The sequence below is a fragment of the Cutibacterium sp. LaCa_89 genome (genome assembly GCF_058177555.1).
Map to the genome: position 1 here is coordinate 651,211 of NZ_CP190889.1, position 26,571 is coordinate 677,781.

Genomic DNA, 26,571 nt, shown 5'->3' on the forward strand with positions numbered 1-26,571 from the left:
TTCGAAGAATTATGGGTGAACGTGGCTACGGTGAGTCCTCGATGGGCGAACTCGAGGAGATTCGCCAGATGATGGCGTACCCGTAGACTCGGAGCCATGGCTGTTTCGGGGGCTGACACTGACAAGAGGCTGTTTCTCGCCGCACCGCGCGGTTACTGCGCTGGCGTTGATCGCGCGGTCGTGACCGTCGAGAAGGCGTTGGAGGCCTACGGCGCGCCGGTGTACGTGCGCAAGCAGATCGTGCACAACCGTCACGTCGTGGAGACCCTGGAGGAGCGCGGTGCCATCTTCGTCGACGAGCTCGACGAGGTGCCCGATGACGCCTTGGTGGTCTTCTCGGCCCACGGCGTCTCCCCCCAAGTCAAGAACGAAGCGGCCAATCGTGGTCTGCGGACCATTGATGCCACCTGCCCGCTGGTGACGAAGGTGCATCACGAGGCCAAGAGGTTCGCCAACGACGACACCCAGATCCTGCTCATCGGCCACGCCGGCCACGAGGAGGTCGAGGGGACGACGGGTGAGGCTCCCGAGAACATCACTCTTGTGCAGACCCCCGAGGACGTCGATGGTCTGCAGCTGGACCCTGATCGTCCGGTGGCGTGGCTGTCCCAGACGACCCTGAGCGTTGACGAGACGGTGGAGACCGTCGACCGGATCCGTCAGCTGCACCCACAGCTCATCAATCCGCCGTCCGACGACATCTGCTACGCCACCCAGAACCGTCAGCATGCCGTCAAGCAGATGGCTCCCAAGTGCGACCTCGTCATCGTGGTGGGGTCGAAGAACTCGTCGAACACCGGCCGCCTGGTCGAGGTCGCCCTCGAGTCGGGGGCCAAGGCGTCCTACCGCGTCGACAATGCCGGTGAGATCGAGGAATCCTGGCTCGACGGGGTCGACAGCATCGGTGTCACCTCGGGTGCGTCGGTGCCGGAGACCCTCGTTCAGGGTGTGCTCGACCTGCTCACCTCGAAGGGTTGGCCGCAGGCCGAGGAGGAGACCCTCATCGAGGAGTCACTGTCCTTCGCCCTGCCTCCGCAGCTGCGCAAGCGTCGCACGGCCGCCAACTGAGGTAGGGGAGTCGTCCTCGCCCTGATGCTCCGTCAGTTCCGGCGCTGTGAGGGGGCGTGCTGTCTCCTCGATCGGCGCAGGTGAGGAAATGTCCTCGTCGGTGACCCCGAGATCCTCGAACCGCCGGGCCTGGACGAGAACCCTTGTCTCCATGCCACCCAACAGGGTGTTGTATGCGCGCACCGTCGAGTTGAGGGATCGTCCCATCTTGTCGAGATTTCCGGCCAGGGTTCCGAGTCTCTTGTGCAGGTCGCGTCCCAGCGCGGCGACCTCCGCCGCGGACTGTGTGACGGCTTCCTGACGCCATGCCAGGGCGACCGTTCTCAGCATCGGGATGAGAACTGACGGGCTGGCGAGCACGATTCCACGACGGTTGGCGTACTCGTGCAGATCAGGCATTTCCTGCAGGGCGGCCTGGAGGAAGGCATCGGACGGCAGGAAGCACACCACGAACTCCGGGGAGTCCAGGTCTGTGCGCCAGTACCCCTTGGCCGACAACTGGTCGATGTGGGTTCGCACGTGGCGGGCGAACCGCGCCATCTGGGCGTCGTACTCCTCGGGATCCTCGCACTCGGCGGCGTCGAGGAAGGCCGCCAATGGAGTTTTGGCGTCGATGTGGATGCACCGATCACCCGAGAGCCTCACCGTCATGTCGGGACGCTGAGGAGTGCCCTGGGCGGTCGTTGTCTGCTGGGTCTGAAAATCGCAGTGTTCCAGCATTCCGGCCACCTCGGCGGTGCGCTGCAACTGCATCTCGCCCCAGGCGCCGCGCACCTGCGGTTTGCGTAGGGCGGTGACGAGGCTGGCGGTCTCCTTGCGCAGGTTCTCCCCGGCGTTGCTCACCCCGGCGACCTGCTCGCGGAGACTCGCCGTCATGGCTGTGCGTTCTTGTTCCACCTCGGCCAGCCGCCGGTCCAGCCGTTCCAAGGCAAGGGAGACGGGGGCGAGCAGGCGTTGGGCGTCACTCATCGTCCGTTGCGCCGCCCGGGTGGAGCGTTCGTCCTGATCGGCCATGGATTGGGCGGACAGCGCCCGGAACTGTGTGGCCAGGGCGTCACGGTCGGCGGTGACCTTCTCGGCAGCCTCCAGACGCTCGGTGGCAACCTGCGCCGTCGTGGTGGCTTCGGCGACCCGCTGGGAGGCCCTCAACTGGGCGATGAGCCAACCGATACCCACTCCGATGGCCAGACCGATGACCAGACCAATGAGCCCGACAACGATGTTCGTCATGGCACGAGGGTCGCAGCCGCCTCCGACATGGTTGACGACGGTCGTGTTCCACCGTGGAGAACAACGGATGATGGTTGAATGGTCGCCATGGTTGACACCGCGACTTCGGATCACATCCGCGACATCATCTCCTTCGTGGAGGCGTCTCCCACGTCGTATCATGCGGCCGCCGAGCTGGCGCGACGGCTTGACGGGGCCGGGTTCCAGAAGCTTGAGGAGACCGAGTCGTGGTCGTCGGTCGAGGGACGTTGCTACGTGGTCCGTGACGGAGCGGTCATTGCCTGGGTCACCCCGGAGAAGGTCACTGACAAGGTTGGCGTCAGGATCGTCGGCTCCCACACCGACTCCCCGTCCTTCAAGCTCAAGCCGAATGCCACCGTCACCAATCAGGACTGGCAGCAGGTCGGCATGGAGGTCTACGGCGGTGGTCTGCTGAACTCCTGGCTCGACCGCGACCTCGGCTTGTCCGGCCGTCTCGTCACCAAGGACGGCCAGGTGCGTCTCGTGCGCACCGGCCCGATCCTGCGCATCAGCCAGTTGGCCCCGCACCTGGATCGCACCGTCAACGATGACCTCACGTTGGATCGTCAGCGTCACCTCATGCCGATCCTGTCGGTGGGTCGCCCCGACCTCGATGTCGAGGACCTGCTGTGTGAGGAGGCTGGCATTAAGCGTTCCGACCTCGCCTTCCACGACGTCTTCGCCCACCTGACCCAGTCCCCGGCCGTCATCGGGCCTTACGGGGAGTTTCTGGCCAGCCAGCGCATGGACAACCTGTCCTCGGTGCACTCCTCGGTGGCCGCCTTCGTCGACGTCACGCCCGCTTACGACGTGGCGCTCATGGCGTGTTTCGATCATGAGGAGGTCGGCTCGTCGACTCGATCCGGCGCCTGCGGACCCTTCCTCGAGGACGTCCTGGTGCGGATTGCTGAGGGTCTTGGCATGACGGGCGCGGCTTACCGGGCGATGATCGCGAGGTCGTCGTGCGTGTCCTCGGATGCCGGCCACGGCGTGCATCCCAATTACGTCGAGAAGTTCGATCCGGCCAACCATCCGCTGCTCAACGAGGGTCCGCTGCTCAAGATCAATGCCAACCAGCGGTACGCCACTGATGGTGTCGGCGGGGCGCTGTGGAAGCGTGCTTGTGTGACGGCTGGTGTTCCGACTCAGGAGTTTGTGTCGAACAATTCGGTGCCGTGTGGCTCGACGATTGGGCCGCTGACGGCGACGAGGCTCGGCATGCTGACGGTTGACGTCGGCGTTCCGCTGATGTCGATGCACTCCACCCGCGAGCTCGCCGGCGTCAAGGACCTGGAGTACATCACGGCTGCCCTGGCGGCATACTGGCAGGGAGCCTGAGGCCAGCGGTGTCGCCGTCGCCCCTGTCGGAGGCGGCGACTACCATGGCTCGACGTGGCACTTACGATTGGAATCGTCGGTCTTCCCAACGCCGGCAAGTCGACCCTGTTCAACGCGCTGACCAAGAATGACGTCCTGGCGGCGAACTATCCCTTTGCGACCATTGAGCCGAATGTCGGCGTGGTCGGGGTTCCGGACAAGCGTCTGGATGTGCTGACGGAGATGTTCCACTCCGCCAAGACCATTCCCGCGACGGTGTCCTTCGTCGACATCGCTGGAATCGTCAAGGGCGCCAGCAAGGGCGAGGGGATGGGTAACGAGTTCCTCTCCAACATTCGTGAGGCCGACGCCATCTGCCAGGTGACGAGGTGTTTCGACGACGACGTCACCCACGTCAATGGTCACGTGGATCCTTCCGACGACATCGAGACCATCACCACCGAGCTGGTGCTTGCCGACCTGCAGACGATGGAGAAGCAGCTGCCCAAGCTGCAGAAAGAAGCCGCGATCAAGAAGGAGTCGCGCCCCAAGGCCGAGGCGTGGGAGCAGGCCAAGAAGGTGCTCGAGGAAGGCAGGACGATCTTCTCGGCCGGGCTTGATCCCGAGCCGCTGCACGATCTGTTCCTGTTGACGACAAAGCCCTTCATCTACGTCTTCAACTGCGATCAGGATCAGCTGGGTGACGCCGATTTCCAGGCCAAGATGGAGGAGCTGGTTGCTCCCGCTGAGGCGATCTTCCTGGACGCCGAGTTCGAGGCCGAGCTGGCCGAGATGGAGCCCGACGATGCCGCCGAGTTCCTCGCCGACGCCGGTATCGAGGAGCCCGGTCTGGACAAGCTCGCCCGTGTCGGTTTCGACACCCTCGGTCTGCAGACCTTCCTGACTGCTGGGGACAAGGAGTCCCGAGCATGGACGATCCGCAAGGGTGACACTGCTCCCGAGGCTGCCGGCGTCATCCACACCGACTTTCAGAAGGGGTTCATCAAGGCCCAGGTGGTGTCCTTCGACGACCTCGTCGAGTTCGGTGGAGAGAAGGAGGCCCAGGCCGCTGGAAAGTTGCGCCTGGAAGGCAAGGACTACGTTATGCGGGATGGTGACGTAGTGGAGTTTAGGTTTAATGTGTAGCTGGCCGTGCTTGGATAGATCGGAATAAGATTCGTGTTTCTTGTTGAACTCCGTCATTGCTGTAATTGACAAGGGGCGTTGGGGGTGACCGTCAGGACCCCATACCCCTATGCATTCATCGAGTCTATGGGCCAAGTCGGTGTTACCGGATGCAATGCGTTATTGAGTCCTTCTTTGCACTGTTGTTGTAGAAGTCCCGGACATTGCCGACTCGGCCATCAGAGACGAACCCCCGGGAGAGAATCAGCAGACGGATTGTGCGGACTCTTCGCTGTCGCAGGCAAGCGTATCTGGGAATTTGGCCCCGGTCGGATTCGAGTCCATCGTGGGCCACAGGTTCGTGGAAGCGGCGTGAGAGGGATTTCCCTATAAGTGCATAAGTCTCGTCCAGGGGAGTGCATTAGGGCTTGATGAACCGGCTCAGGATTGCATTAATGCCGCGCGGATTCCGCGAGCGATTAACCTCCTCATCGCAGAGCACAAGCTTTGCGTAGAGCTCAGCGAGATCCCAGAGGCAGCGGCGGCTCTTCCGTTGCAGCTCCTCTATCTTGTTCTCTATCGTGGACTGTTCGAGGTTGGTCTGCGGCACGTCGACGGTGGAGCTGTCATCCTCGGTGGTGCCGCTCTTCGTGTATGCCAATGTGCTGACCAGCGAGTCAAGGTCCTCACGCTGCTTCCTATAACGTTCCTCGTCGTAGCGCGAGACGGCTCGCCAGGGGTTGGTGCGAGGAGACTGCGGGTGGCAGTCTAGTAACAAGGCCCGGCTGTGCCCACCGGCCTGGCGAACAAACGGCAACAGCGACTCCACCTGAGATGAAGCTTTCTGTAGACTACTGAGCTCGGCCAATGTGGTCTCGCGCTGCTCGCAGAGCTCCGCCCACATGTCTCTATTCACCACGGGTCGGAATCCCTATGATCGGCGGAATTGGGATGACTGGAACGAAGTGTTCGCGTTGACGTGATTGACGCTTTTGATCTGACCGTCATACATGAGGTGTCTATCCCTGAGATCGGCCACGAGGTCGTCGTAGAAGATGCGATCATGTCGAGCTACGGTATGAGCGAGCCTAGCTACCTGATTGGCCGCCATCGCGGCTCGTGGCCCCATTGTGGCAAGGGTGTTCTCTGCGGCAACGGCGGCGTCGAACATGCTCTTATGTCGGGCTCGCCGCTTCGTGGAAAACGCATAGGCGGTAATCAGACCCAGGACGGTGGCGATCAGGCCGATGGCGGTGGGAGCCGTGGCCGGGTCCCACATCCGGGTCCAGTTACGGAAAGTGTCGACAGATGCGGTAAACCAGTGCGGACGAAGCGTCCATGCTGTGCCCACCAGAACGTAAAGGCCAAAGAAGCTTGAGACGGCTGCCCGGAGCATGTTAAAGAGGAAGACGGCGAGTCGCCCTACGATGATCACTGTAGTGGTGAAGTACCTCGACGTTCGGCGCTGTGGCAGCTTATCGGCACCAGGCAGCTCTGTGCGGTCGGAACTGTCTGAATACGCGTAGCGCACACCCGTTCGTGAGGCCAAGGAGTACAGCCGGCTTGTTGACCGTCGTACCTGCACGGCGAGATCGAGCATGTCATCAACGGTGCCGCGTTCGGCGCGCTTCCGGAGGAGGTTGTTCCAATGCCATTCAATGGACGTCAGCGCCCAATGAATAGCGAAAGCGCATATTGCGTAGGCAGACACGAGGGCCACCAGACAGAACCCCGCCAGCACGATGAAGGAATAGGGACTGGACGCGTCCCAAGAGGAACTAGGTCCCATGCCCTCCTGCGACCTGAACATGGTTCCCCAAATCCAGCGGATGGGGGTGAATAGGATGTCGAGGATCCTCGCCATGAGTTCACAGCCTAGCGTGTGAGTCCACCATCCTGACGCGGCACTGTGAAACGTTCCAGGTTGGTTTGAAGCCGGCATGACAGTCTCACGAGGGTAGATGTTTAATGCATTTGATCGGCGCGACCGTTTCGACCTGGTCACTGTGGTGGCGGCGTTTTATCACCTCCAGGACTTTTGCGAGGCGCTGGAGCGACTGCGCGGTTTGGTCGCCACCGGCGGCACGTTGGCGACCCTCGGTGTGGCGCACAGCTCTACACCAGAGGATTTGGCGTATGACGCCGTCAGGTCCATCCAACATCGGTACTACGCGAGGCTCCGCGGGTATGCGGAGGATTCAGCACCGAAGAAGTTCGACGAGTCGATGACGTATCGGCAAGCGCGCCGCCGGGGTAGGACTGTCTTGCCGGGCCGTTCCTTCCCGCGGCTTCCGTTTATTTCGGTACCTCGTCGTATGGAGCGGCTCCTGAAGCCGGTGTGGTGCGTCCAGACGACCCTCTACGGTGACGTGGTGGAGTCCCCTGTTGACTCATGCCAAGAGGGCTGCGCCAGCGTATGCTTACGCTACGCCGACCCTGCGGACGGTGAGGTGGTCAGGGAACTCGCTGCCCGCGGCTTCGCCCGTTTTCCCTCCATGCGGTCGTGCTCGATTGAGGTGTCCTGGTCCAGCTTCGATGACTATCTCCAGAGCGTCCCCTCGCGCCGTCGTGTGCGCATCCATCGTGAGCGGCGCGCCGTGGAGGAATCAGGCCTAGTGATCATGGAGGAGCCTCTCACCGAGGAGCTCGCGCGTGAGTCCGAGGTTCTCAAGGGCAACATCGACGCGAAGTACCACGGAGAGGAGGCCCGTCAGCCTCTGACAGAGATCTCGTACAGCCTAATGCTGGCGCGCGAGTGCCCTGATAAGACGTTCGCGGTGACGGCGCGTGACGCGGATGGCACGCTGCGTGGGCAGCGTCGTGGCCATGTATGCGGGCGAAACCCTGGTCTCGGCGATGTGGGGCGGCGACTACGAGGCGTTTGGCAAACTGCCGCTCTATTATGAGATCTGTTACTCCGCATCTTGGAATACGCTATGGCGCATGGCTTGAAGAGGGTGGAGGTGGGGCCGACGGCCTATGGGGCCAAAATGCTGCGCGGCTACCGGCCAATCCGCAGTGATGCCTTCGTCCTCGTCTTGGACGATGCTGCCCGTGCAAAGGTCGCCGAGGCACTCGTTGAGGTCGATGTCGATGCGCTGTGGGAACGCTGCCGCGAGGAGATGTGATGGCCGATAGTGATAAGCAGGCTCGGGCCGTCTTAGTCAACTGGGGGATCGAGGCCGAGCTTAGGCGAGAGTTGAGCGGTCTCAACAAAGATACGTGGCAAGTGGGTGAAGACGCCTGGCTGGCGGCGGACGTCGACAGCATTCAGCCTGCGTGGGAAACGGTGGAGGCCGTCCTCCGGCGACCCGAGCTGAGCTCGTTCGATGTGCCTCGCATCGTGCCGACCCGCTGCGGTGAGCGGTGGATCCGCTACGAGGGGCGCCTATGGCGCTTGACGGAATCAGTGCACGGGCGCGCGCCCTCGCCGGAATCCCACGAGGACCTCGCTTCCGTGGCAGTTGCCTTGGCCCGGCTGCACCGTGCGATGGCGCCCCTCCCGGAGAGGTTCGGCTCACACACGATCTCCACTGCGGAGTACGCCCAGCAAGCCCGCGCACTTCTTAGGAGGGAGGTGCTTCCGTACACCGAGGAGGAGTCCGCGCAGATTATCTCGGGTCTCGACCTCTGGGGCGCGGCGACATTGCGCCGGGAGCCTCGGCAACTGATTCACGGAGATCCATCCTATCCCAACCTACGGCTGGATCGCGAGGGTTGCCTCACCGGACTGATCGACTGGGAGTCAGTGCGGTGGGATTCGGTTTTACACGATCTCGCGGTCGTGGGGCAGACGATTCTCTATCGGTCGGGCTGGACAGACACCTGTGCAGGGCTTGCCGCCTTGCTCGAGCTTTATGCGGAAGCTGGCGGACAGGTGTTCTCTCTCGACGATCTCCTTCTGTCGATTCTCGGGATCAAGTTCGAGAGCGTTGTCCACCACGGACAGAAACTCCTGACTGGGACAGGCAATACCGATCTGGTTCGTTCCCAAGCCAGCAAGATTCACATCGTGTGCGAATTGCTCAAGCATTAGTAGCCACGCCGGCGCGGGCCATTCGAGAGGACGAGGACCATGCCCATGGAGTCTGTTGACAAAGAGGCGGCGCTGGTGACATCCGGCAATTTCAGCGAGGATCGTGCTGGCTTCGCCCATGGCGGTCCTGCTGACCAGGTGTCTCGATCTGGCTCGTCGTCGGGGACAGTCCACCTGGGGCGGTTGCAGCGCGCACACTCATAATTCTGTTTTATTAACTGTAGACGAAACCGTCTACAGTCGTCGTTCATTCTGCACCGGTGACGCTGAGTCGTGCTGGGTCATCCATCCTCGCCCAACTGCGGCACGTCGGTTTCGCGCTGCTATTCCCTGGTTGATGCGATGTTGGGGGGCGTGGCTATTGCCGTGAGCATCGACCGGGGTGCGATAAGCGGCGCCGCGAGACATTACGGCGTCGCGGAATTGGCGCTGGCTTAGGCGGAGACCATCTATGTTGCCGATGTCTAGAGCCCACTTGTGGGACGTGCTGGACTGACTTCGTCATACTGATCCGGAGACTGCTGCCGGGTGCCAGATGTCGACCGCAGCATCGGGATGCGGAACATCATCGCTCACGACTATGGCGTACTCGACCATGTCATTGTGTGGCGAGGGCTTAAACATGAGTGTCTACGGGGCTAGCAACGCCAGGGGCACGACGCCAATTCCATCGGCGCGTCGATATGCGTGGGGTCCCGTGTTGACGATGACAGCATCCAGCATCCGATCCCCAGTCCTCTCCTTCAACCAGCGAAGGTGCTTGCCGTCAGCGTCCTCGATAGTCGCCGCCAGTTTGACCTCAACGGCCAGGAAGCGGCCATCCGGCCGAACCACAATCAGGTCAACCTCATGATCCCCGTTGCGGGTGCGTAAGTGAAATACCTCACCTTCGGCGGCTTGCGCCGGAACCCGGAGACAAAGAGTGGCCAAAGACTCGAACAATGGGCCAAGCAGCCCTCCTGTCGCCGATGCCAACGGCTTGCCCTCACCATCAAGCAGCGCAGCAGCAGTCAGCCCGAGAAGCCGGACGGCGAGCGCAGGATCGGCAAGATGATGTTTGGGACTGGCCCCTAGCCGCTTCATGAGGCTGCCAGTCGGACTCCACGCGGGGACCGGGTCCAACAGCCACAACGACGCCAAGGCGTCACGATAGCTGTTGGCAGTGGACCGGGCTGGCTTCTCACTCTCACCAGGTGTAGCCGCGTCCAGAATCTGGGAGTAGCTGGCGGTCGATGCCGTGGCAGCGGCATAGGCACGCAGCCAGGCCATCATTGCTTCTGGCCGTCGTACCGCCAGTCCCTGATCTGCGACGTCCCGGTCCACGGCATTGCGGAGGTAGGACTCCAGCTGGAACCGCAACGCACGAGATCCAAGGCCTCGTAGGCCAGGGAAACCGGAGGAGCAGATCTCCTTGACGTAGTCGGTCAAGGCGAAGGTGGTATCCCCGACCAAACGCACTTCCCCACCAGACAGGAGCCCAGCAAGGCTGACAGTTGGCTCCACCACTCCGCGTTCAGAAAGCGTCATGGGCCGCATCCGCAACCTTCCGATCCTTCCTGCGCCCGAATGCGCCGTGGCATCGCGTTGGAGGGAAGCGCTGCCTGCTAGCAGGAAACGCCCGCCGTGAGGATCCTCATCAGCAGCATGCCGCACCACATCCCACACGGCGGGCACTTTCTGCCACTCATCCAATAGAACGGGTTCAGAGCGGCGCAGGATGATCGATGGATCAGCTGCAACGGGTTCCGCCTCGGCACGACGATCAAGCTGGACCACAGTGCGTACTCTCTGGCGCGCGGTCGTGGTCTTGCCTACCGCCTTAGGGCCATCCAAGGCGAGAGCGGGAATCTCGCCGAACAGCTCATCCAGCTCTCCATCGACGATACGACGGGTGTAGTCCATGCCCATGACCCTACCAGTACTATTGCCTGAATCAGTCACTTAGCCGAGTTAATATCAGTCAAATAGCACACTCTAGATCGGTCACTCAGCAGCAATCCTGCCGATCAGACCGCAGGCAGAACCACCGCCAAAGGCGCCGCTGTACTTTTGCCCATGCAAGCGTTCGCGTAGATGCGCACCTGTGATCCCAAAGGCAAGGAGTCGGGCGTGCGCTCATGGACCATGGCATCGAGGCCTTGCGGAAATTAGGCGTGCGCTATCTGGAGATCGGGGCGGGCGGACATGGTTCGCGCCGCTGCGCTGAGGCTCTACGAGCCATACGCTGAAGCAGATCCCCGTGGCCGTGTGCTTCGGCAGGATCTGATGCCGGCGGGGGTAAGCAATGCCCCCGACTTGCCATCCGAATACCCAGAAGCAGTAGCAGAACTGCATGTTAAACCGGAAGTCGGTCGAGTCCGCTTCAACAACTAACCTCTGGGGTTGGAATCGTATTCTGCGGTGTCGCTCAATTCGAAAGTCACGACGTCGATGTTGTCTTCCATTTCCAGGCCGGGGTAGTGCATATCGAGGGCTTGGTGTAGCTCGGTCAATGAGGCGAGCCGTCCCGTTGTGCTTGTTCCTCAGTGAGGTCGCAACGGCGTGTGGCAAGCACGGAGGTGACTGTCGCGTCGATGGTGCTGGTCTCGCCACTCTCTTTCTCGAAGACGAGCTGCGCTGGTCCAGGTCGGAAGGGGTCGTCGACGCGGATGGTCTGGCGCTTGGACCCATCTCTGATGGCCGGCTCGTAACCTTCCCACATGAAGATCTTTTGTGGGAGTTCCCTGGCGCGCCAGTCGTAGGCGTGGGGAAGAAGCTCCGAGACAGTTGCTGCTTCGAGGCCGTTGCTGACACGGATGACGCATTGGATGGCAGGGGCGGTGTCGAACAATACCTGACGACATTTTCCGCACGGAGAAATCACCTGGCCTGTCGGGCCGTAGACCGCGACGATAGCGTCGATGGGGTCTTCTGGGCACGTGGCTGCGTGGTTGGCAAGGGCGGAGATCTCGCCGCATGGGCCGCCGAGGAAGTGGAAGGCGTTTAAGCCAAGCACGGTCTGGCCCGATCTGGTCAGCAATGCTGCAGCGACTGTGTGGTTGTTGTCATCGTTGCACTGCTTTGCATAGGCAGTGGCCGTCTCTACGAGCTGTCGGAGTGCGGCGGTGATCATGTCCCAACGGTATCAATCGGGGTGCAAGCCACACCGAAGCCGGAGAATGCGTAGCCACGGGCTTGCGCCTTGGATGTCGGGTATGCGCCGGCATTCGATCGAGCTCTGTTTCAACGTGAAAGCCCCTTGGTCAGAGCCTTGCGTGGACGAAAGTGATCAGCCGCTCTTCATTCTCGCGGACACAGTAGGGCATCCGTTCGGTCTGCTTGTGTGGTGATAGTCGGAGGTTCAGTCCGCAAGTTCGTCAAGTCCATGCGCTCATGTTTGTAAGGTTTGAAGGCTCGCGTCTGCTAAGTCGAGGGCATGGAGCTGGATGGATTTGTTCCCCGTCGCATCAGCGATCTTCTTGCTGAGCAGATGCGGATCGAGCCGGTGATCGCCCTGCATGGCCCGCGGTCGGTGGGGAAGTCGACGGTGCTGCGCGGCTTCGCCGAGGCGGTTAGCGGTTCGGTGATCGACCTCGACGACGTTGAGGTGCGTGAGGCGGTCCAAGGCAACCTGGCGGCCACAGCGAGAGTCGGAGCTCCAGTGTGCATCGACGAGTATCAGCGAGTCCCGGATGTGCTTGATGCGCTCAAAGCGCGGTTGAATCGTGAGGGGAGCCTTCCAGGGACGGCTGTCGTCACGGGCTCCACGCGCCAGGATGCTCTGCCGTCGACATCGCAGGCGCTGACTGGACGACTTCACTCGCTAGTCATCTGGCCGCTCTCGCAGGGGGAGCTTGGGGGAGCGCGAGACAACCTGCTCGAGGTGCTCTCGGGCGATGTCGGTGCTGTTGTCCAGGCTGTTCCGGCGTCAGCCACGGCGCGGTCGGAGTATGTCGATCGCGTGTGCTCCGGGGGAATGCCCCTGGCGCTGCGTCGGTCCGGAGCAGCGCGGAGTCGGTGGTTCGACGACTTTGTTCGGGCTTCTGTCGAGCGGGATGCCGTCGAGCTCAGCAAGATTCGTGAGCGTCAGGCCCTTGCAGATCTCTTGGGGTACGTGGCGGGGCAGACCGGCCAGCTGCTCAACGTGACAGCGGCGGCCGAGAAGATCGGCGTCAGTCGCCCAACCGCAGAGGCTCACGTCCGGCTCCTCGAGGACCTATTCCTGATTGTGCGTCTCCCGGCCTGGGGGAAGACTCTCCGCTCCAGGATGAATGCCAAGCCCAAGGTCCACGTCGTCGATTCCGGTCTGGCTACCCGCCTGCTCCGGCTCACTCCGGACCGGCTCACCGGAATCGACCCGACCTCGCTCACGGATTTCGGACACTTGCTGGAGACATTCGTCGTCGGGGAGTTACGCAAGCAGGCGTCGTGGCTCGATGAGCCTGTCACGCTGGGACATTGGCGGACGAGCGACGGTGCGGAGGTTGATCTGGTGATCGAGTACGACGACGGTCGGGTTGTCGCGTTTGAGATCAAGGCCAGTGAGCGTGCCCCTGGCAAGGACTTCCGAGGTCTGGCCCAACTTCGTGACTTGCTGGGGGCAAGGTTCATTGGCGGCATTGTGCTGACCACCGGTAGCCGCTCATACACCTACGAGGACCGGTTGCACGTGATGCCCGTCGACCGGCTCTGGATGCCAGTGCCGTCCTGAATGGATGTGTAAATGGTTTTGCGTGCCGGAACTTGGTCGAGTTTAGATTCAACGTCTGATAGTGGGCCTCAGTCGGCCCACTGCCTAGAATCATTTTCGCCTCTTGAGGGCCCGTTTTCTGGTCGTGCGTCGTCCCTCCGGGGGTAAGAACCTTCGCTCGCGTGTGAGCGCGAAGCCAGAGGTTCACGTTGTTAAATCAGGGTTGACCGCTCGTTTACTCCGGCTCCCTTCCCCCCGGAGACATCCACCGGCATTGACCCGACGTCACTCATCGACTTCGGGCATCTACTCGAAACCTTCGTCGTTGGGGAGTTGCGCAAGCAGGCCTCCTGGTTGGAGGAGCCTGTCACGTTCGGGCACTGGCGCACGAGTGGTTCGTACGAATGGACTGGATGTTAGAGCATGGAACAATAATTGTTCCATGCATATTGGGACGCTAGTTGCCCTCTTAGTTGTCTGTGTAGTCGTCCGGATCGCGATGATGAAGTTGAAAGCTGCGTTCGCTCGTGACCACCTTCGAAGCCTCGCGGCCACGAAAGAGATCAGCATTGTGTCTGCGGCACTCGCCGTAGCGACCATGGTTATCCATCGCTCCGAGGTCTGTGTTGGCGGTCTATCCCGTGGCGCTCATTGCTATGAGCACGGCGTATGTAACGTGCAGACTCCTCCAGGGAGCCGAGCGCCAGGGCTCCACAACAGTGCGCGCGTACGTCCGATATCGCTGCGATAGGACATGGCAAGAGACAAAGTCCAAGGCCAAACGGTTCTTCACACTTGCCGCGCCTTGCGGGTGGCGGGAAGTTCATATCACGGCCGACAGCTTCGACAATGTTGTCTCTATTCCCACAATGATCTGGATCGTAGGGGTGATATACATCGCAATCGTTGTTGTCGTATTAGTGGCTCTTCCCAATCATCGGTGGAAGGCGGGTCTGAAACCGCCGGTGTCGAGTATTGCCCTTCGGATGTAGTTGGTCAGGTTACGGAACCCGAGAGCGGTCCCGCGGAGGTGCTCGAGCCGTCCGTTGATCGCTTCGGTAGGGCCGTTGCTGGTGCCGGGATGATCGAAGAACGCCAGGACGTCGCTGCGGCGCTTGTTGAGCGTCCTGCCAAGTCTTGCCAACTCGGGCAGAGCCTTGGGGACCCCGTGGGCCAGCGACTCGATGATGCGGGCGAGCGAGGCCTTCCCGGCTGTGGCGTCCTTGCTCCGGTAAGCCGAGACCAGCTGCTGATAGACGCTCCATGTCACCTCGACGCCGACGTGATCATCGCAGGCGAACAGGTCCTCGAGTCGCTCGATCTGTCGTGGTCGGAGCAGATCCAAGCCGGTATGGAGTAGCCGCCGGGCCTGATAGAGCGCATCATGGTTGCGGCCGCGATGCCCATGGACTTCCTGCTGGACCCGCTGTCGGGTCGCGTCCAAAGCGTCTGCGGCGAGCTTGACGACATGGAAAGGGTCCATGACCGTGACCGCATCAGGGATCGCCTCAGCGGCCGCGGTCTTGAACCCAGTAAAGCCGTCCATCGCCACGATCTCGACTCCTTGACGGAAGTCTTGGGACTGCTGATCGAGCCAAGTCCTGAACACTGCCTTGGAGCGCCCGGGAATCATCGCGAGCAGCCGGGACGAACCGCTGCCATCGCGGACCGGTGTGAGGTCGATGATGACCGTGACGTACTTGTCGCCCAGCCGAGTGTGGCGCCAGACATGCTCATCAACACCCAGGACTTCGATCCCGTTCAGACGGCCAGGATGCTCAATGAGCAACTGCTGCCCGGCGTCGAGGATCGCGGTGTTCGCGGTGTCCCAAGCGACCCCGAGCGCCGCCGCTATCCGCGAGATAGAGAGCCGATCCACCACCAGTGCTTCCAGCCCCCAGCAGACCGCGGCACGAGTCATCTTGGCTCGCGGCCCAGCAGCCAACTCCAGGTCGTGACGCCAACAGCAACCACACCCGCGACAGCGATACCTGGGCAGGCGAACCAGCAGCATCGTGGGGCGCCAACCCAACGGAATATGCGCCAACCAACGGTCCACGACCCCATGCCGAACACCCCGACATCCGCAGCGATGGCACCAACTGTCGTCGCTAATCGGGACACACTCAATCACAGCACGACCAGCCTCGAGACGGAGCCCGATCGCCTCCAAGCCGAGGTCGGCCAAGCCGAGGAAGGTAGTCAGATCCGGACGACAGAAGGTAGCGTTGAACACATCGAGGCTCTCGGTATGGACGGGGTAGGAACCTCCATCATCGAGGGCCTCGACCCCTGCCTACAACCTCACCACCCACCGTTCACTGGGATGAGCCGTATTAGTCGGGATGTTTGTGAGTATCACTGGTGCGAATGATGGCATCGTATCGGCGGTGCTCTCTGCTGCAATCAGCTACAACATGTTGGCGATCAGCTGTCTTCTCACCGTCTCAGCATTCATCTGCATCGCGCTCTTATTCCTCCTCCGGCGGACCAAATTCCTGCAGTTGCGTTTGGGGGTCGGCTCGTGTGTGCGTCGCATCGCCACGTGGATTGGATACGGTGGAGCAGTCGGTGCCGTTATGGCCTCGCTCGTGCCTCTCGCGGGGCTTGTAATGCCGATCCTCACACAGCCGGCAAAGAGCGCCGCAGTACTTAACGCGATCACGCCACGCTCGATGCTGGATTATCCTGCCGCCGGGGCTGTCGCAGGCTATACGTTCGGTCTTATCGTCGCGATGGCGTCCTTGTTTCCAGATTCCACGAACAGTTGGCTTCGGCGCCTCCTATGTCCAGGACGGTTCGTCGCCGTTCTCGTCGTCGTTCTCGTCGGATTGAGCCATTTTGGGCGGCCCCCGTGGGCTCCTGCGACCAGTTGTTGACGCCGCCGCTCGGCGATCTGGGGTCAGCCAGACATTCTGCCCCAGCGCCGCACCGACGGATATCGCTTCGGGAAGTATTGACGCGAAGGCATGGGTTATCACGGCGATGGACCAATGCGGCGGCGGACTTCTCATCTCGCCCACAGTCATTGGATGGATCGTTGGCGTAATAGCTCTCTTGGTCGGCGTCAGCCTGTTCGTCAGCAACATTTGCGGTCGGGCACCTGGGGCGCGTGGCATCAGTTCGGGAAATCGGCGACGGCAATCTCAACCTCGTCTTCCTGCTAAAATATGAAGACGGGTGGGGTCTTTACATCAAGCTAGCGCTGCCATACGTCCGGATGACGGGCGAGGGGCGGCCTATGACTCCCGACCGGGCACGCCATGAGGTCGAATCTCTCCAGACACATGGGGCCTTGGTTCCCGATCTGGTACCCAAGGTCTACTTCTATGATCCTATGCGCTACATCTTTGTCATCGAAGATATGTTCGATCACGAAGTATGGCGCGGGGCGCTCAACAAGTCCGAGGCCCACGATGGAGTAGCTGCAGAGGTCGGGCTCCATATAAATCTCTGCCCGCTCGGTCTGGTGGTTCGTGTCAGTGGAACGATCTGCACCACATTGGGTCTGCTGCGTAGCACATCGTCATTGATTCTTGCGGGTAATCACGGCTCGGACTTGAGGCGGCTGACGATAACGTGTGGGTATGAGGTCGATGGAAGTAACCGTCGCCGCCACGGAGCGTGAGGTGCATCAGGCGGCTGTTGCGTTGTGGCCGTTCGTGCAGTCGGGGCAGGTCGGTTTTCCTCTGGCCGGGAAGAAGTCGCGCGAGGGTTTGGAGACGGTGTGGAGCTCGCATCCAGAACGCGAAGGTGACGAGTTGTACATCGTTCGGTGCGGTCCTGTGATCATGGGGGCGTGTGGCTTCTTTCTGTCCGATGCGAAGAACACTCAGACGGTGTGCGGCCCTGTCGCCGTCAACAGTCACGAGGCGGTGTATGCGCAGCTCTGAATCGCCCCCGGTGAGTCCGGGGACTCAGTGGTGTGACAGTTCCAGCTCCTCGTGGGGCTGGCTGTGGCCAGCGTAGTAGGCCTGTTCCAGCTCGGCGGGCGCGATGTCGCCGCAGTACTTATACAGGCGTCGGTGGTTGAACCAGTCGACCCATTCCGCGGTGGCGAACTCGACCTCATCAACGCCCTTCCACAGCGCTCGGGGCCCGATCAGCTCAGTCTTGAACAACCCGTTGATCGTCTCCGCCACAGCGTTGTCATAGCTCGACCCGACCGACCCGACCGAGGCAGCGGTCTTCCAGCCTAATGGTGATACCACTCTGGTATCATCATCTCGTGGCCATGACGTTGCGGTTGACAGAAGAGGACGAGCGGATTCTCACGCGTCTTGCCGAGGATGACGGGATCAGTCGTCAGGAGGCGACGATTCGCGCGATCCATGAGGTGGCGGCGCGGAGGGGGCACACGAAGGATGTGGCTGACGCCTCGGCGAGGGCACGGGCTCGGTATGCCGATGTCCTTGATCGGCTGGGTCGATGACCGTTTTTCTCACGGTTGAGGACCTTATGGCCTTGGTTGAAGACTTGGGGGTTGGTCCCGTACGTGATGTTGGTTTGCTTGAGTCTGCGGCGGCGCGTCCACGCACCTCGCTGTGGGGCGGTGATGCCTATCCAACACTGGGGTCCAAGGCTGCGGCTCTCCTGGACTCTCTGGTGAACAATCATGCGCTGGTGGACGGCAACAAGCGGTTGGGATGGTTGGCGACGGTGGTGTTCTTGGACCTCAATGGCTGGTGGGTGGAAGCTCCGGACGACGATGCATACAACCTCGTCATCGCCGTGGCGAGTGGTAGGGCTGATCTGGATGAGGCTGCTGCGTCGCTTCGGTCGTGGTGCGTTGATCCCAAATCACGTTAGTTCTGCCCGGAAGCCGGTGGAATTCCGCTTCATCGTGTAATTGAGTTTCGTTTCACGTTTAGATGGGGTCTGAGCTGGGCTTGGGACCTCTGACCTGCTTGTAGTGAGTATGTCAACGGTGGTGGCTGATCCTGACGCCAACTGAACCTGTCCGCCCTTGCCCTGTGAATATGAGATTGGGACCGGAGGCGTCGGGTGGTCGTGGAAGTCGGCGCTGCGGTCCGTCAGATCGATGGCGAGGTAGGCGCCGCCCGAGCGGAGCATTGTGCGCACGCTGGTCATGAGGTGCTCGAGGTCGGCGACGTGCTGCATCGTCATGCGGGTGATCATCAGGTCGTACGCGGGGCTGGGGCGAACCCAGCGCCGGCCACGATCTCCAGGACTTCGTGGATGGCTGAGGGGGTCCCCGCCCATGATGGCCACGGCCGCGCGTAGGTCCTCCCCGCGTCGACCTGGCTTGTCGTCCTGGGTGCGGGCGCGCTCGTCGAGCTCGCTGGTCACAGGGAGTGCGTCGGCCGCTGGTCGGGCGCGAGGTCCCGGCGGTTGGTGATCTGCTTGCCGAAGGAAAAGCACGAGGCCGCTGCCCCGAAGGGCAGCGGCCTCGCCTAAGATCACGTGATATTAGCGGTTCAAGGTGATGTTGGACGCCTGCGGGCCCTTGGGGCCCTGCTCCACGTCGTACTCAACCTGGTCGCCCTCGTCCAGCGAGCGGTAGCCCGAGGAGTTGATAGCGGAGAAGTGAGCGAAGACGTCGGCGGAGCCGTCGTCGGGCTGGATGAAGCCGTAGCCCTTGTCAGCGTTGAACCACTTAACGGTGCCGGTTGCCATGTTGCAATCCTTCGATTTGTGGAGCGACCGCTTTTCGGCCGCTTCCGGATGTTGCTCTTCACACTTGCCAGAAGGAACTGCTCGGATCCGTGAGAAACCCGTCTTGCGTAATGCAAACCAACCCTACTGTCGAACAATGGCTTCAGTCTACATGCTCTGGGGCCGCCCGCTGACCACGGGGCCAAGAAATTGGCTGTGTATTTGGTTCTCAGGTCTATGAAGATGGCTGTATGGCTCAGGAAGAAGACTTTGACGCCAAACCTCGCGCCTTCTACGCGAACTGCTCCGATGCGGGCTGGCTGCGGGGTCGCCACACCGCCGGGCTGCTGGAATTGGAGGCGACGCGACGCTACCTGAGCTTCATTCCGCCCGAGGCCCGAGTCTTGGACATCGGCGGCGCCACGAGTGTTTATGCCAGTTGGTTGGCGGCGCGCGGTCTCGATGTCATCTTCGTCGATCCGGTACCCGAGCAGGTGGACATGGTCGCGTCGCCGCTGCAGATGATGGGGCACATGCGCGAACTCGACCGCACGGGTGAGATTCGAGAGCGTCTCACCGAGTTGTCGGCGCACATGATGACGGGTCTTCTTAGGCAGCCCCGGCGTCGCCGGCTGTAAGTCGATGCGCCTTATCCCGGTCGCCGTGCGCGATGTTCTACTGAGGATCTTGGCCTACTGCGACAGGAGAAGTCATTCCTTGTCGTGGCGGAGTTCTGCTTTTCGTCCCGATTTGGCCCTCGGAAGGTCGCTGGAGCGCGGCCACGGCGCTGCCGTCAACATGCTCAGCAGCGGTGCACGGTAGCCTCGTGGTGGGATGCTCACATTTTCCCGTGACGGTTCGTTCGGCGGGTCATGGCAGTGACGCTGATGGCCTCGTCGTTATGTACCGGGAGGCGCTTCTGTCCGCGGGATACAGCGTCGACTCGCTTCCGCCATCTTCTAGTGGGACTGGCCGGCCACGAGCTGCAAGTCGTGAGGCTTTCGAGATCTTTGCTGCCCTGACAGGAGCTCCTGACGTGCTCGCGGTGCTTGAGCTGTTCGCGAGTCAGTCTGGCCTGAGGGAACGGGATGACTTCTCGGTGTCCTGCCTGCCTGGCAATGGGCGAGCTCCCAAAGGGAAGTGTCGGGCCTCGGCAGTTTCAGTGGGCTGGGTCGAGGTGCTGGTGGTTGAGTTGGACCGGTCTCATGGTGGACTCGCGCAGGTGTTAGTGTGGGGCGAGCCAAACGAGGACATCACTTGGGCCGCGGAGTTGGCTGGTGTCTCCATCCAGTCGTCCAGACTGGATGGAGGCGGGATAGCTCTGGGGCTGCCTGGAGCGATGGCGCTCAAACTCCTATCGGATGACAAGGTGGCGCAGCTTGTTTCACGTCGGATCTCCGCAATTCGCGACCGACGTCGGCGATCGCGTCGACTGGACTGGCACAACTCTTGGCTGTGGGCGTTTCTCGATGCCTGCGTGGCAAGTCCGCGGTCAGGTTGTTCAGTCGATGACTGGGATGTCTCCCGCAGTGATTCTCTAGTTCTCGCTCACCAGCGCAATAGCCAGAGTGATTTCAGGCGACGCCTTCTTGAATCCGGTCCTGTGGAGTGCGCCATCTGTGGCCTGGACCTGCCGGAACTGTTGGAGGCCGCTCACCTCGTGCCCCATGCGCGAGGGGGCAGGGCAAGTCGGGAGAACGGTCGACTCCTGTGTGCAAACCACCATCGGGCCTACGACGCAGGGCTCTACCGATGGACAGGGGAAGAGTTCGAGTGGGCCAGCGCGGGCGAAGAGCCAAATCTCGGCGGACCCAGACCCTCAAGTCACGGATGATGTCAATCGGCTACGGAGCATGGTGGAGTTCAGGTTCAACATTTAGTTTCCACTCCTTCTGGCTGTGAGTGAGACTCCAGAATCTGGAGTCTCACCATTACTTCAGCCGATAGCGGGTGAACTTGGGTCCTTGCTTTCCATCCATCATGACGATGCCTTCTGTGAGGTGCTGTGCGAGGGCATAGCGAACTTGACCGATCGTCAGGTAGGTCACGGTGACAAGCTCGTGGATGGTCAACGGACCGGTGTCCCCTGCGCGGCATCAATCGCCTGGCGAACGGCCTCGTTCTCCCGCTCCACCAGCCTACCCGGCGACCGCAGATGAATCCTTGCCACAGGTCTGGATGTGCCTGGGATGGTGGTCGCGTCTGAGGTATGTTGCCGTTGGATTGGTCATCGTCTCCTGCAGGCGACATTGACGCGTTGTGACCAGGTGGGTGGAGACTCAGCACCATCAACGCCCGGAACCGAGCTTCTCCTCACTTTGCACGAGGAGCTTGAATTCGCGGGGCATGATCGGGGTCGATGTTTGCTTGGGTCGCCTTCGATGGCGACCTTGGCGTCCTGTTGCGCGGGAGTTGTGAGCGAGGGGAGCCTGTGGATCAAAGGCGCGCAGGCTGAAATCGGCTACGGAGCTCAGTTGAGTTCCGCTTCGACGTGGGCCGTGTCGCACGGTACTGGTACGTCTACTGGTACATCTACTGGAACATTTGTTGCAGTAGTTCAGAGGAGGCGCCAGGAGGCACGAGGGTCGCGATCGGATTTCCCGTCCCAGCGGACGAGCCCAGCTTCCGCAAGTGACTCGAGGGCTCGTTTGGCTGTGGGGCGTGCGACGCCAACTAGCTCGGCGACCTGCCCAGTTCCCAGTGGGCGATTCTGTAACCGTAGTACATCGAGGACGCCGCGGGCGCTCTTCGTCAGTCCTTCGAGCACCCTAGGGTCTATCGCGTCGGAGGCTTTGAGCGTCAGTGTGACTGTGGAGGCGCTCTGACGATAGATTGGATCGGCCAGGCCACGAAGATTCATCTCGCGGAAAATGCGTTTGATTCCTTCGCCCAGCTCTCGTGTGATGCCCATGTCCGCGCAGACTCGCGCAATGCGCGGATTTCGCGCGTATCGGGAGATGGTCAACGGCGAGGAAGGATCCGCCAGGCCGGGGAATCGACCGGGGGACGTGATCTCGATCCGATGTGGGAAGATCTCCACTCGGATGTGATCGCCCATCATGCTGTAAGACCGGTGGACGACGGCATTCACGATGCCTTCCAGCCATGCGTCGCGCGGGATGATGGGCACACGTTCGAAGCGTCCGCGCTCCGTCAGTTGCTGCGGTGCTGGAGTGAGTCGGTCGACGGTATCAGAGGCTTGGAATATCTGCTGGGGGAGCGGTCCTTCGATGCGAATATCCTCGAGGAGGGTCATCTCCGACCCGACCCCTCGCTCATCGTCGTCATACTTGAGGACTCGAATGTAGGCGCTGGGAAAGACCCGCTGCGGGCGAGCATCGAACAGCAAGGTGGCGGCGGCTGTCACGTGCTCGCGGTGGTCGAGGAGGTCGCGAGCATGCAGCATCTCAACGTTGCCGGATGAGCCGATAGCATCTCGATAGGAGCTCATCAGTGTCTCGTCAAGATCGTTGATGGTGAGATCGACGGGGGTCGCCTCGAACGTCTGGCTGCCCCGGTTGTAGGCAAGTTCCTGTTGTTCGGCGAGGGACAATCGGCGCGACTCGTCACCGATGCGCAGGTAACAGTCCCCTGATTTAGTCGTGTGCATGGTGTCACCGGGGTCGATATGGACGATGAGGACGGCCTTGTCATCCACATCCAAGCGAGTGATCCGTGCTCGCACTGGGGGCAGGGTGAAGTCGATGGGCGCCTGGCGGATCGCGTTCTCCGCTCTCTGGGAAACTCCATCGACCTGACCGTTGCTCAGCCCGATCGCCAGGGTGCCGCCCTCGGCGTTGGCGAAGGCCACCAAGGGGCGTGCTAAGTCCTTGGCCGCTACACGCCCAGACTTGCGATCGAACCACTGGTCCTCGTCAAGGGAGAGGAGCGAGGTCACCGCCTGGGTGGCAGGCAAGGCCAGAGCCGCGTCGACATCTATCGAACTCACGCTGCTACTGTAACAATTTTTCAGTAAGTTCCAGTTGAAGCTCCCGGATCGCGGGCGAATCGGACGCAAGTGCTACGCAGACTGCAATCATCTACTCAAAATGGTCGAACTTGGACTTAAAGTTTGATCGCCTCCGGTTGTACGTAAGGGACGTGGAGCCATGCCAGGCTCGTGGTTCTTGATCGCGACCGGACGTAGATCTTGCGGCCGAGCGGGTCAATCATCATCCCTGTGTCGATGGGTTCTGCGGTCCCCATACGTGAGGCTCCGTCTTGCCGATGCCCCTCACACGTATGTCTGGGATGCGAACCAACAGAACTAACATCAGTAGAGGTAATCGTCTTTGACGACGGCGTAGCCACCAAGAATAGTCTCGGCACGTTGTGAGCCCTGGCGCGCGAACCTGAATGACGACAATTCTTCGGGTTGGTCCATTCCGTCGCACGTTTTCGATCCCGCACCGCGTTCGCCACCCCCCGCCACCGTTCACAGCCCGTTGACGGCCACGAGTGCCTCAAGAAGGTGCACGCCGGATCGCCTCCCAACGGCTAGTGTGCCGGGGACCACTCGCTGTCTGCCCCGGTGCGCGCGAGTCGTGCAACTTGTTCGGACATCACGAGACCGACGAGGACGAGGACAATGAGATAGAGCGGCAGCACCCACAGCCCAGTACCGGCCGAAATCGCTCCGAACAGCGGGGGAGCGAGCGTCGTCCCGACGTACGCCGCGGCCATCTGGATGCCGATGATCGCCTGTGAGTTTCGCGCACCGAACGTGGTCGGAGTGGAGTGAATGATTGCAGGGTAAATCGGTGCTGATCCAAGACCTGCGACGACGAGACCTGCCAGTGCGACCCACGCCGGTACTGCGGGTATTCCCACGAGGATGACGCCAACCCCCACGGTGATGAAACCGCCGCGCACGAGCATCCGGTCGCCGATGTGTTCGGCGAAGAACCCGGCCAGGAATCTGCCGGTGGTGATCCCCAGCACGAAGAGGGATGCGAATGCGGCGGCCGTTGCGCCATCGGTTCCCCGTACAGATACCAGGTAGGACGCCGCCCACAGCATCGAGGTGCTTTCGACGGCGCAGTAGGCGAAAAAGGCGCCCAAAACGGCAGGGACGCCCGGAGTCGCCAACGCTGTGCGTATGGGCACGTGGTCGTGGAGTCGTGATGAGCCACCGTCGCGGGTCTCCCGTGCCTTGCTCCACAGCGGAAGACTGACGATGAGGATGGCCGTCAGGATGGCTTGTAGGGTCCCGACGGTGCGATAAGCTGACGGCCACCCGTCTCCGGCAGCCAGGGCATGGCTCATGATGAACGGGCTAATCGACGCCCCAAGGCCCCAAAAACCGTGCAGCCAGTTCATGTGTCGGGCGGTGTAATACAGGGCGGCATAGTTGTTGAGTGCGGCGTCGACCGCTCCGGCTCCCAGTCCATACGGCAAAGCCCACAGACACAATACCCAAAATTGCGTCGAAAACGAAAATCCGAACAGTGCAGCCGCTGTGACGGCCACACTTGTCGCGGTCACTCGTCCTGGTCCAAAACGCTCGGTGAGTCGATCAGACATCAGGCTCGAGATGATGGTTCCAACCGCGATGATGAAGGTGATGAACCCAGCAAATGACACCGGGACGCCGAGGCTCTGGTGCATGGCTGGCCATCCTGCGCCGACGAGAGAGTCGGGCAGACCCAAGCTGATAAAAGCCAGGTAGATGATTGCCAGTAGGAGCATGTGCACGGTGAAACCTTTCGGCAGGTCTCAGGAACGTGTGGGCACTGCGCGGCTTTCGGATCCCATTTTGACCTGACCACGCCGTCTCATGATTTCGTATGGAGGGGGCTTAGTCAAGCTGAGCTGAAAGATCGTTGAGGAAAGCTTTTTCCTGGGCGAGCTTGTGTGATGAGGCCCGCTTCTTCTAGGCGACGTACTAGGGGAGTCAGGGTGCCGTTGTCGAGACATCGCCACAGATGCAGAACCGACGACACTCGCCGCCTCGATGTCGTCTTCTACCCGGACGGCGCTCGGTACAGCCAGGGCCTTGGCAGCCAGTGCTACGTCGTTACCGATAAGACGCTGGTCATGGGGGCAGAACCCGGCTTCATCCGCGGTGACGACACGTCGTCTGCCTGATCTGTCGCCCGCTCCTCACAGCCGATCCAGCAACTCCGTCAGTGTCGTAATGGTGCCTGAATGGCGTGTACCGGACAACAGGACCCCCTCAATTCCGGCTGCTTTCGCCGCTTCGACGTCGATGCCCCGGTCACCAACGGCAATGACCTCGGACGGATCCAGCCCATGACGCTCCATGAGTACCAGATTCATCTGGGGGTCAGGTTTGCGTGCGAAACCATCAGGGGCGCACACGAGGTCGTCCACCTGCACTCCCAGGGCGTGGAAGAGGTTCTCGGCGCTGGCGCGATCACGATGGGTGGCGACGAGGTTGAGGCCACCGCCGCGCCGCACGGCCGCCATGACCTCTGCTGCTCCAGCCATCAGCGGGGCGGGATCGTGCGCCCACTTCTTCTTCAACAAGGTGTAGGCATCGTCGAGCAGCTCGGAAGAGACGTCATACTGTTCGGCTAAGACCTCGATGGCGTGGGCTATCGACTCCGACCTCAGGTGCGCGACCTCGTAGAGCTGCTGCTCGGTCGGTTCGGGCCACACGACCTCTGCGAGTGTCTGGTCGACCTCCGGGTATGTGTCGACCAGCGTTCCGCCCATGTCCCAGATAATGCTCCGCACGTCTTCGAGTCTTGCAGATGTGCTGCGGTGACAACGACCATCCTCGCGTCTCGTCGGGGCAGGCGGGTAGCCTGCCCCGAGTGACCACACCCGACCGCGAACCTGACCCTTGGGCTATGCAGCTGGTATTGCTTCGTGACAAACGTTTTCCGGCGCGCGAAGTGGATGCCTGCGAGGCGGCTGCCCGCGCCGTCGTCTCCCTCCTTGACGATCCTCGGACGGCACCAGGGGGCCCGTGGCACGACGCCGTCCAGCAATGGTCGGACAAGCGCATCCGTAAGATCGTCCGGCGAGCTTCTGGGAAGAGATGGGACGACGTCCAGGCCCTCGACGGCGTCACCGTCAGTCAGTATCCACCGGCCGATGCCGCTCCCGGAACCGGGCCGGCGATGGTTCGGGCCTTCGTTCCGGCCCCTGTCCATCCGCAGCCCAGACAGATCGACAAGCTGCAGGTCTCCGGCACGAATCTGCCCGCAGACGGCCAGTCCGCCACCTCGGATTCCGTCGTCACCATCGAGATCAATCCCCGCACCACCATGACGACCGGCAAGGCCTGTGCCCAGTGCGGTCATGCCGCCCAGCTCGCCCACGAGGCTATGAGCACCGGCACTGACGATGACCGACGAGCGCTGGAGAACTGGCGTCGAGACGGCTTCCGTGTTCGCGTCGTCACCCCGACTGTCGCGCACTGGGATGCCGACATCGCTCGAGTGAGGGTCGTCGATGCCGGGTTCACGGAATTCGACGGCCCCACCGCGACCACCCGGGCACGGTGGTGACCCGGGTCACG

The 26,571-nt window shown here is 61.6% G+C and carries 27 protein-coding genes and 2 pseudogenes; 16 read left to right on the plus strand and 13 right to left on the minus strand.

Annotated elements, in window-relative coordinates:
- Positions 1-96 precede the first annotated feature (96 nt).
- Entirely contained in the window at positions 97-1,068 is a 972-nt protein-coding gene (locus ACP8LP_RS02970) for a 4-hydroxy-3-methylbut-2-enyl diphosphate reductase (RefSeq protein ID WP_065673705.1), read from the plus strand.
- On the opposite strand, the gene ACP8LP_RS02975 is transcribed toward ACP8LP_RS02970, so the two are convergent.
- Positions 1,012-2,298 (minus strand): DNA recombination protein RmuC, encoded by a 1,287-nt coding sequence (locus ACP8LP_RS02975; protein WP_484483269.1) that lies wholly within the window; start codon positions 2,296-2,298, stop codon positions 1,012-1,014. The two genes, ACP8LP_RS02970 and ACP8LP_RS02975, sit on opposite strands and share 57 nt — an antisense overlap.
- 78 nt (positions 2,299-2,376) lie before the next feature.
- On the opposite strand from ACP8LP_RS02975, the gene ACP8LP_RS02980 reads away from it, so the two are divergent.
- Together ACP8LP_RS02980 and ychF are read left to right on the plus strand one after the other, a co-directional pair.
- A complete protein-coding gene (locus ACP8LP_RS02980; RefSeq protein WP_484483270.1) occupies positions 2,377-3,657 on the plus strand; it encodes a M18 family aminopeptidase in 1,281 nt (426 codons plus the stop codon).
- A 54-nt stretch (positions 3,658-3,711) separates the two neighbouring features.
- On the plus strand, positions 3,712-4,782 hold the full coding sequence (ychF, locus tag ACP8LP_RS02985) for a redox-regulated ATPase YchF (RefSeq protein WP_484483271.1): 1,071 nt from the start codon (positions 3,712-3,714) through the stop codon (positions 4,780-4,782).
- A gap of 400 nt (positions 4,783-5,182) precedes the next feature.
- On the opposite strand, the gene ACP8LP_RS02990 is transcribed toward ychF, so the two are convergent.
- Together ACP8LP_RS02990 and ACP8LP_RS02995 are read right to left on the minus strand one after the other, a co-directional pair.
- Complete coding sequence (locus ACP8LP_RS02990) at positions 5,183-5,665, minus strand: hypothetical protein (RefSeq protein ID WP_484483272.1); 483 nt, start codon at positions 5,663-5,665, stop codon at positions 5,183-5,185.
- A gap of 27 nt (positions 5,666-5,692) precedes the next feature.
- Positions 5,693-6,472, minus strand: coding sequence for a hypothetical protein (locus ACP8LP_RS02995; protein WP_484483273.1), 780 nt, complete (start codon positions 6,470-6,472; stop codon positions 5,693-5,695).
- 250 nt (positions 6,473-6,722) lie between these two features.
- Here ACP8LP_RS02995 and ACP8LP_RS03000 point away from each other — a divergent pair, with 250 nt between their 5' ends.
- From ACP8LP_RS03000 to ACP8LP_RS03015, 4 genes are all read left to right on the plus strand, one after another.
- Positions 6,723-7,667: a class I SAM-dependent methyltransferase gene (locus ACP8LP_RS03000; RefSeq protein ID WP_316088122.1), complete on the plus strand. Its 945-nt coding sequence runs from the start codon at positions 6,723-6,725 to the stop codon at positions 7,665-7,667.
- 30 nt (positions 7,668-7,697) lie between these two features.
- Complete coding sequence (locus tag ACP8LP_RS03005) at positions 7,698-7,889, plus strand: hypothetical protein (RefSeq protein WP_042842861.1); 192 nt, start codon at positions 7,698-7,700, stop codon at positions 7,887-7,889.
- A complete protein-coding gene (locus tag ACP8LP_RS03010) occupies positions 7,889-8,797 on the plus strand; it encodes a phosphotransferase enzyme family protein (protein WP_002549314.1) in 909 nt (302 codons plus the stop codon). Before ACP8LP_RS03005 ends, ACP8LP_RS03010 begins: the two co-directional genes overlap by 1 nt.
- A gap of 555 nt (positions 8,798-9,352) precedes the next feature.
- Positions 9,353-9,439 carry a HepT-like ribonuclease domain-containing protein gene (locus ACP8LP_RS03015; protein ID WP_368431041.1) on the plus strand — a complete coding sequence of 29 codons (87 nt, stop codon included), beginning with the start codon at positions 9,353-9,355 and terminating at the stop codon, positions 9,437-9,439.
- Here ACP8LP_RS03015 and ACP8LP_RS03020 read toward each other — a convergent pair.
- The gene (locus ACP8LP_RS03020; protein ID WP_484483354.1) at positions 9,428-10,705 is read right to left on the minus strand and encodes an ATP-binding protein; all 1,278 of its coding nucleotides are present in this window, start codon (positions 10,703-10,705) and stop codon (positions 9,428-9,430) included. The two genes, ACP8LP_RS03015 and ACP8LP_RS03020, sit on opposite strands and share 12 nt — an antisense overlap.
- Positions 10,706-10,899: 194 nt before the next feature.
- Between ACP8LP_RS03020 and ACP8LP_RS03025 the strand changes: the two are divergent.
- Positions 10,900-11,025 (plus strand): annotated as a pseudogene (locus tag ACP8LP_RS03025) (hypothetical protein); the annotation flags it as partial.
- Between the two features lie 260 nt (positions 11,026-11,285).
- Here the strand turns inward: ACP8LP_RS03025 and ACP8LP_RS03030 are convergent.
- A complete protein-coding gene (locus tag ACP8LP_RS03030) occupies positions 11,286-11,909 on the minus strand; it encodes an ASCH domain-containing protein (RefSeq protein ID WP_316088132.1) in 624 nt (207 codons plus the stop codon).
- Positions 11,910-12,212: 303 nt separating this feature from the next.
- Between ACP8LP_RS03030 and ACP8LP_RS03035 the strand changes: the two genes are divergently transcribed.
- Positions 12,213-13,487, plus strand: coding sequence for an ATP-binding protein (locus ACP8LP_RS03035; protein WP_484483274.1), 1,275 nt, complete (start codon positions 12,213-12,215; stop codon positions 13,485-13,487).
- 913 nt (positions 13,488-14,400) lie between these two features.
- Here the strand turns inward: ACP8LP_RS03035 and ACP8LP_RS03040 are convergent.
- On the minus strand, positions 14,401-15,702 hold the full coding sequence (locus ACP8LP_RS03040) for an ISL3 family transposase (protein ID WP_221268287.1): 1,302 nt from the start codon (positions 15,700-15,702) through the stop codon (positions 14,401-14,403).
- A gap of 876 nt (positions 15,703-16,578) precedes the next feature.
- On the opposite strand from ACP8LP_RS03040, the gene ACP8LP_RS03045 reads away from it, so the two are divergent.
- Complete coding sequence (locus tag ACP8LP_RS03045; RefSeq protein ID WP_484483275.1) at positions 16,579-17,094, plus strand: hypothetical protein; 516 nt, start codon at positions 16,579-16,581, stop codon at positions 17,092-17,094.
- Entirely contained in the window at positions 17,063-17,359 is a 297-nt protein-coding gene (locus ACP8LP_RS03050; protein WP_484483276.1) for a hypothetical protein, read from the plus strand. The genes ACP8LP_RS03045 and ACP8LP_RS03050 overlap by 32 nt, the downstream gene beginning before the upstream one ends.
- Positions 17,360-17,383: 24 nt before the next feature.
- Here the strand turns inward: ACP8LP_RS03050 and ACP8LP_RS03055 are convergent.
- Positions 17,384-17,644, minus strand: a pseudogene (locus ACP8LP_RS03055) (integrase core domain-containing protein); the annotation flags it as partial.
- Between the two features lie 56 nt (positions 17,645-17,700).
- On the opposite strand from ACP8LP_RS03055, the gene ACP8LP_RS03060 reads away from it, so the two are divergent.
- Entirely contained in the window at positions 17,701-17,898 is a 198-nt protein-coding gene (locus ACP8LP_RS03060; protein WP_270237516.1) for a CopG family transcriptional regulator, read from the plus strand.
- On the plus strand, positions 17,895-18,275 hold the full coding sequence (locus ACP8LP_RS03065) for a type II toxin-antitoxin system death-on-curing family toxin (protein ID WP_270237513.1): 381 nt from the start codon (positions 17,895-17,897) through the stop codon (positions 18,273-18,275). Before ACP8LP_RS03060 ends, ACP8LP_RS03065 begins: the two co-directional genes overlap by 4 nt.
- Here the strand turns inward: ACP8LP_RS03065 and ACP8LP_RS03070 are convergent.
- Positions 18,267-18,776 (minus strand): class I SAM-dependent methyltransferase, encoded by a 510-nt coding sequence (locus ACP8LP_RS03070; RefSeq protein ID WP_484483277.1) that lies wholly within the window; start codon positions 18,774-18,776, stop codon positions 18,267-18,269. The genes ACP8LP_RS03065 and ACP8LP_RS03070 overlap by 9 nt on opposite strands.
- A 120-nt stretch (positions 18,777-18,896) precedes the next feature.
- Complete coding sequence (locus ACP8LP_RS03075; RefSeq protein WP_004811983.1) at positions 18,897-19,103, minus strand: cold-shock protein; 207 nt, start codon at positions 19,101-19,103, stop codon at positions 18,897-18,899.
- A 230-nt stretch (positions 19,104-19,333) separates the two neighbouring features.
- Here ACP8LP_RS03075 and ACP8LP_RS03080 point away from each other — a divergent pair, with 230 nt between their 5' ends.
- Positions 19,334-19,720: a class I SAM-dependent methyltransferase gene (locus tag ACP8LP_RS03080; protein WP_484483278.1), complete on the plus strand. Its 387-nt coding sequence runs from the start codon at positions 19,334-19,336 to the stop codon at positions 19,718-19,720.
- A gap of 701 nt (positions 19,721-20,421) precedes the next feature.
- Entirely contained in the window at positions 20,422-20,916 is a 495-nt protein-coding gene (locus ACP8LP_RS03085) for an HNH endonuclease (protein ID WP_484483279.1), read from the plus strand.
- 723 nt (positions 20,917-21,639) lie between these two features.
- Here the strand turns inward: ACP8LP_RS03085 and ACP8LP_RS03090 are convergent.
- From ACP8LP_RS03090 to ACP8LP_RS03105, 4 genes are all read right to left on the minus strand, one after another.
- Complete coding sequence (locus ACP8LP_RS03090) at positions 21,640-23,031, minus strand: ATP-binding protein (protein ID WP_484483280.1); 1,392 nt, start codon at positions 23,029-23,031, stop codon at positions 21,640-21,642.
- 324 nt (positions 23,032-23,355) lie between these two features.
- A complete protein-coding gene (locus ACP8LP_RS03095) occupies positions 23,356-23,514 on the minus strand; it encodes a DUF8821 family protein (RefSeq protein ID WP_490292931.1) in 159 nt (52 codons plus the stop codon).
- A gap of 65 nt (positions 23,515-23,579) precedes the next feature.
- A complete protein-coding gene (locus ACP8LP_RS03100) occupies positions 23,580-24,770 on the minus strand; it encodes an MFS transporter (RefSeq protein WP_484483355.1) in 1,191 nt (396 codons plus the stop codon).
- A 414-nt stretch (positions 24,771-25,184) separates the two neighbouring features.
- Positions 25,185-25,871 carry an HAD-IA family hydrolase gene (locus ACP8LP_RS03105; protein ID WP_484483281.1) on the minus strand — a complete coding sequence of 229 codons (687 nt, stop codon included), beginning with the start codon at positions 25,869-25,871 and terminating at the stop codon, positions 25,185-25,187.
- Between the two features lie 26 nt (positions 25,872-25,897).
- Between ACP8LP_RS03105 and ACP8LP_RS03110 the strand changes: the two genes are divergently transcribed.
- A complete protein-coding gene (locus tag ACP8LP_RS03110) occupies positions 25,898-26,560 on the plus strand; it encodes a peptidyl-tRNA hydrolase (RefSeq protein WP_065674155.1) in 663 nt (220 codons plus the stop codon).
- Positions 26,561-26,571: the final 11 nt, after the last annotated feature.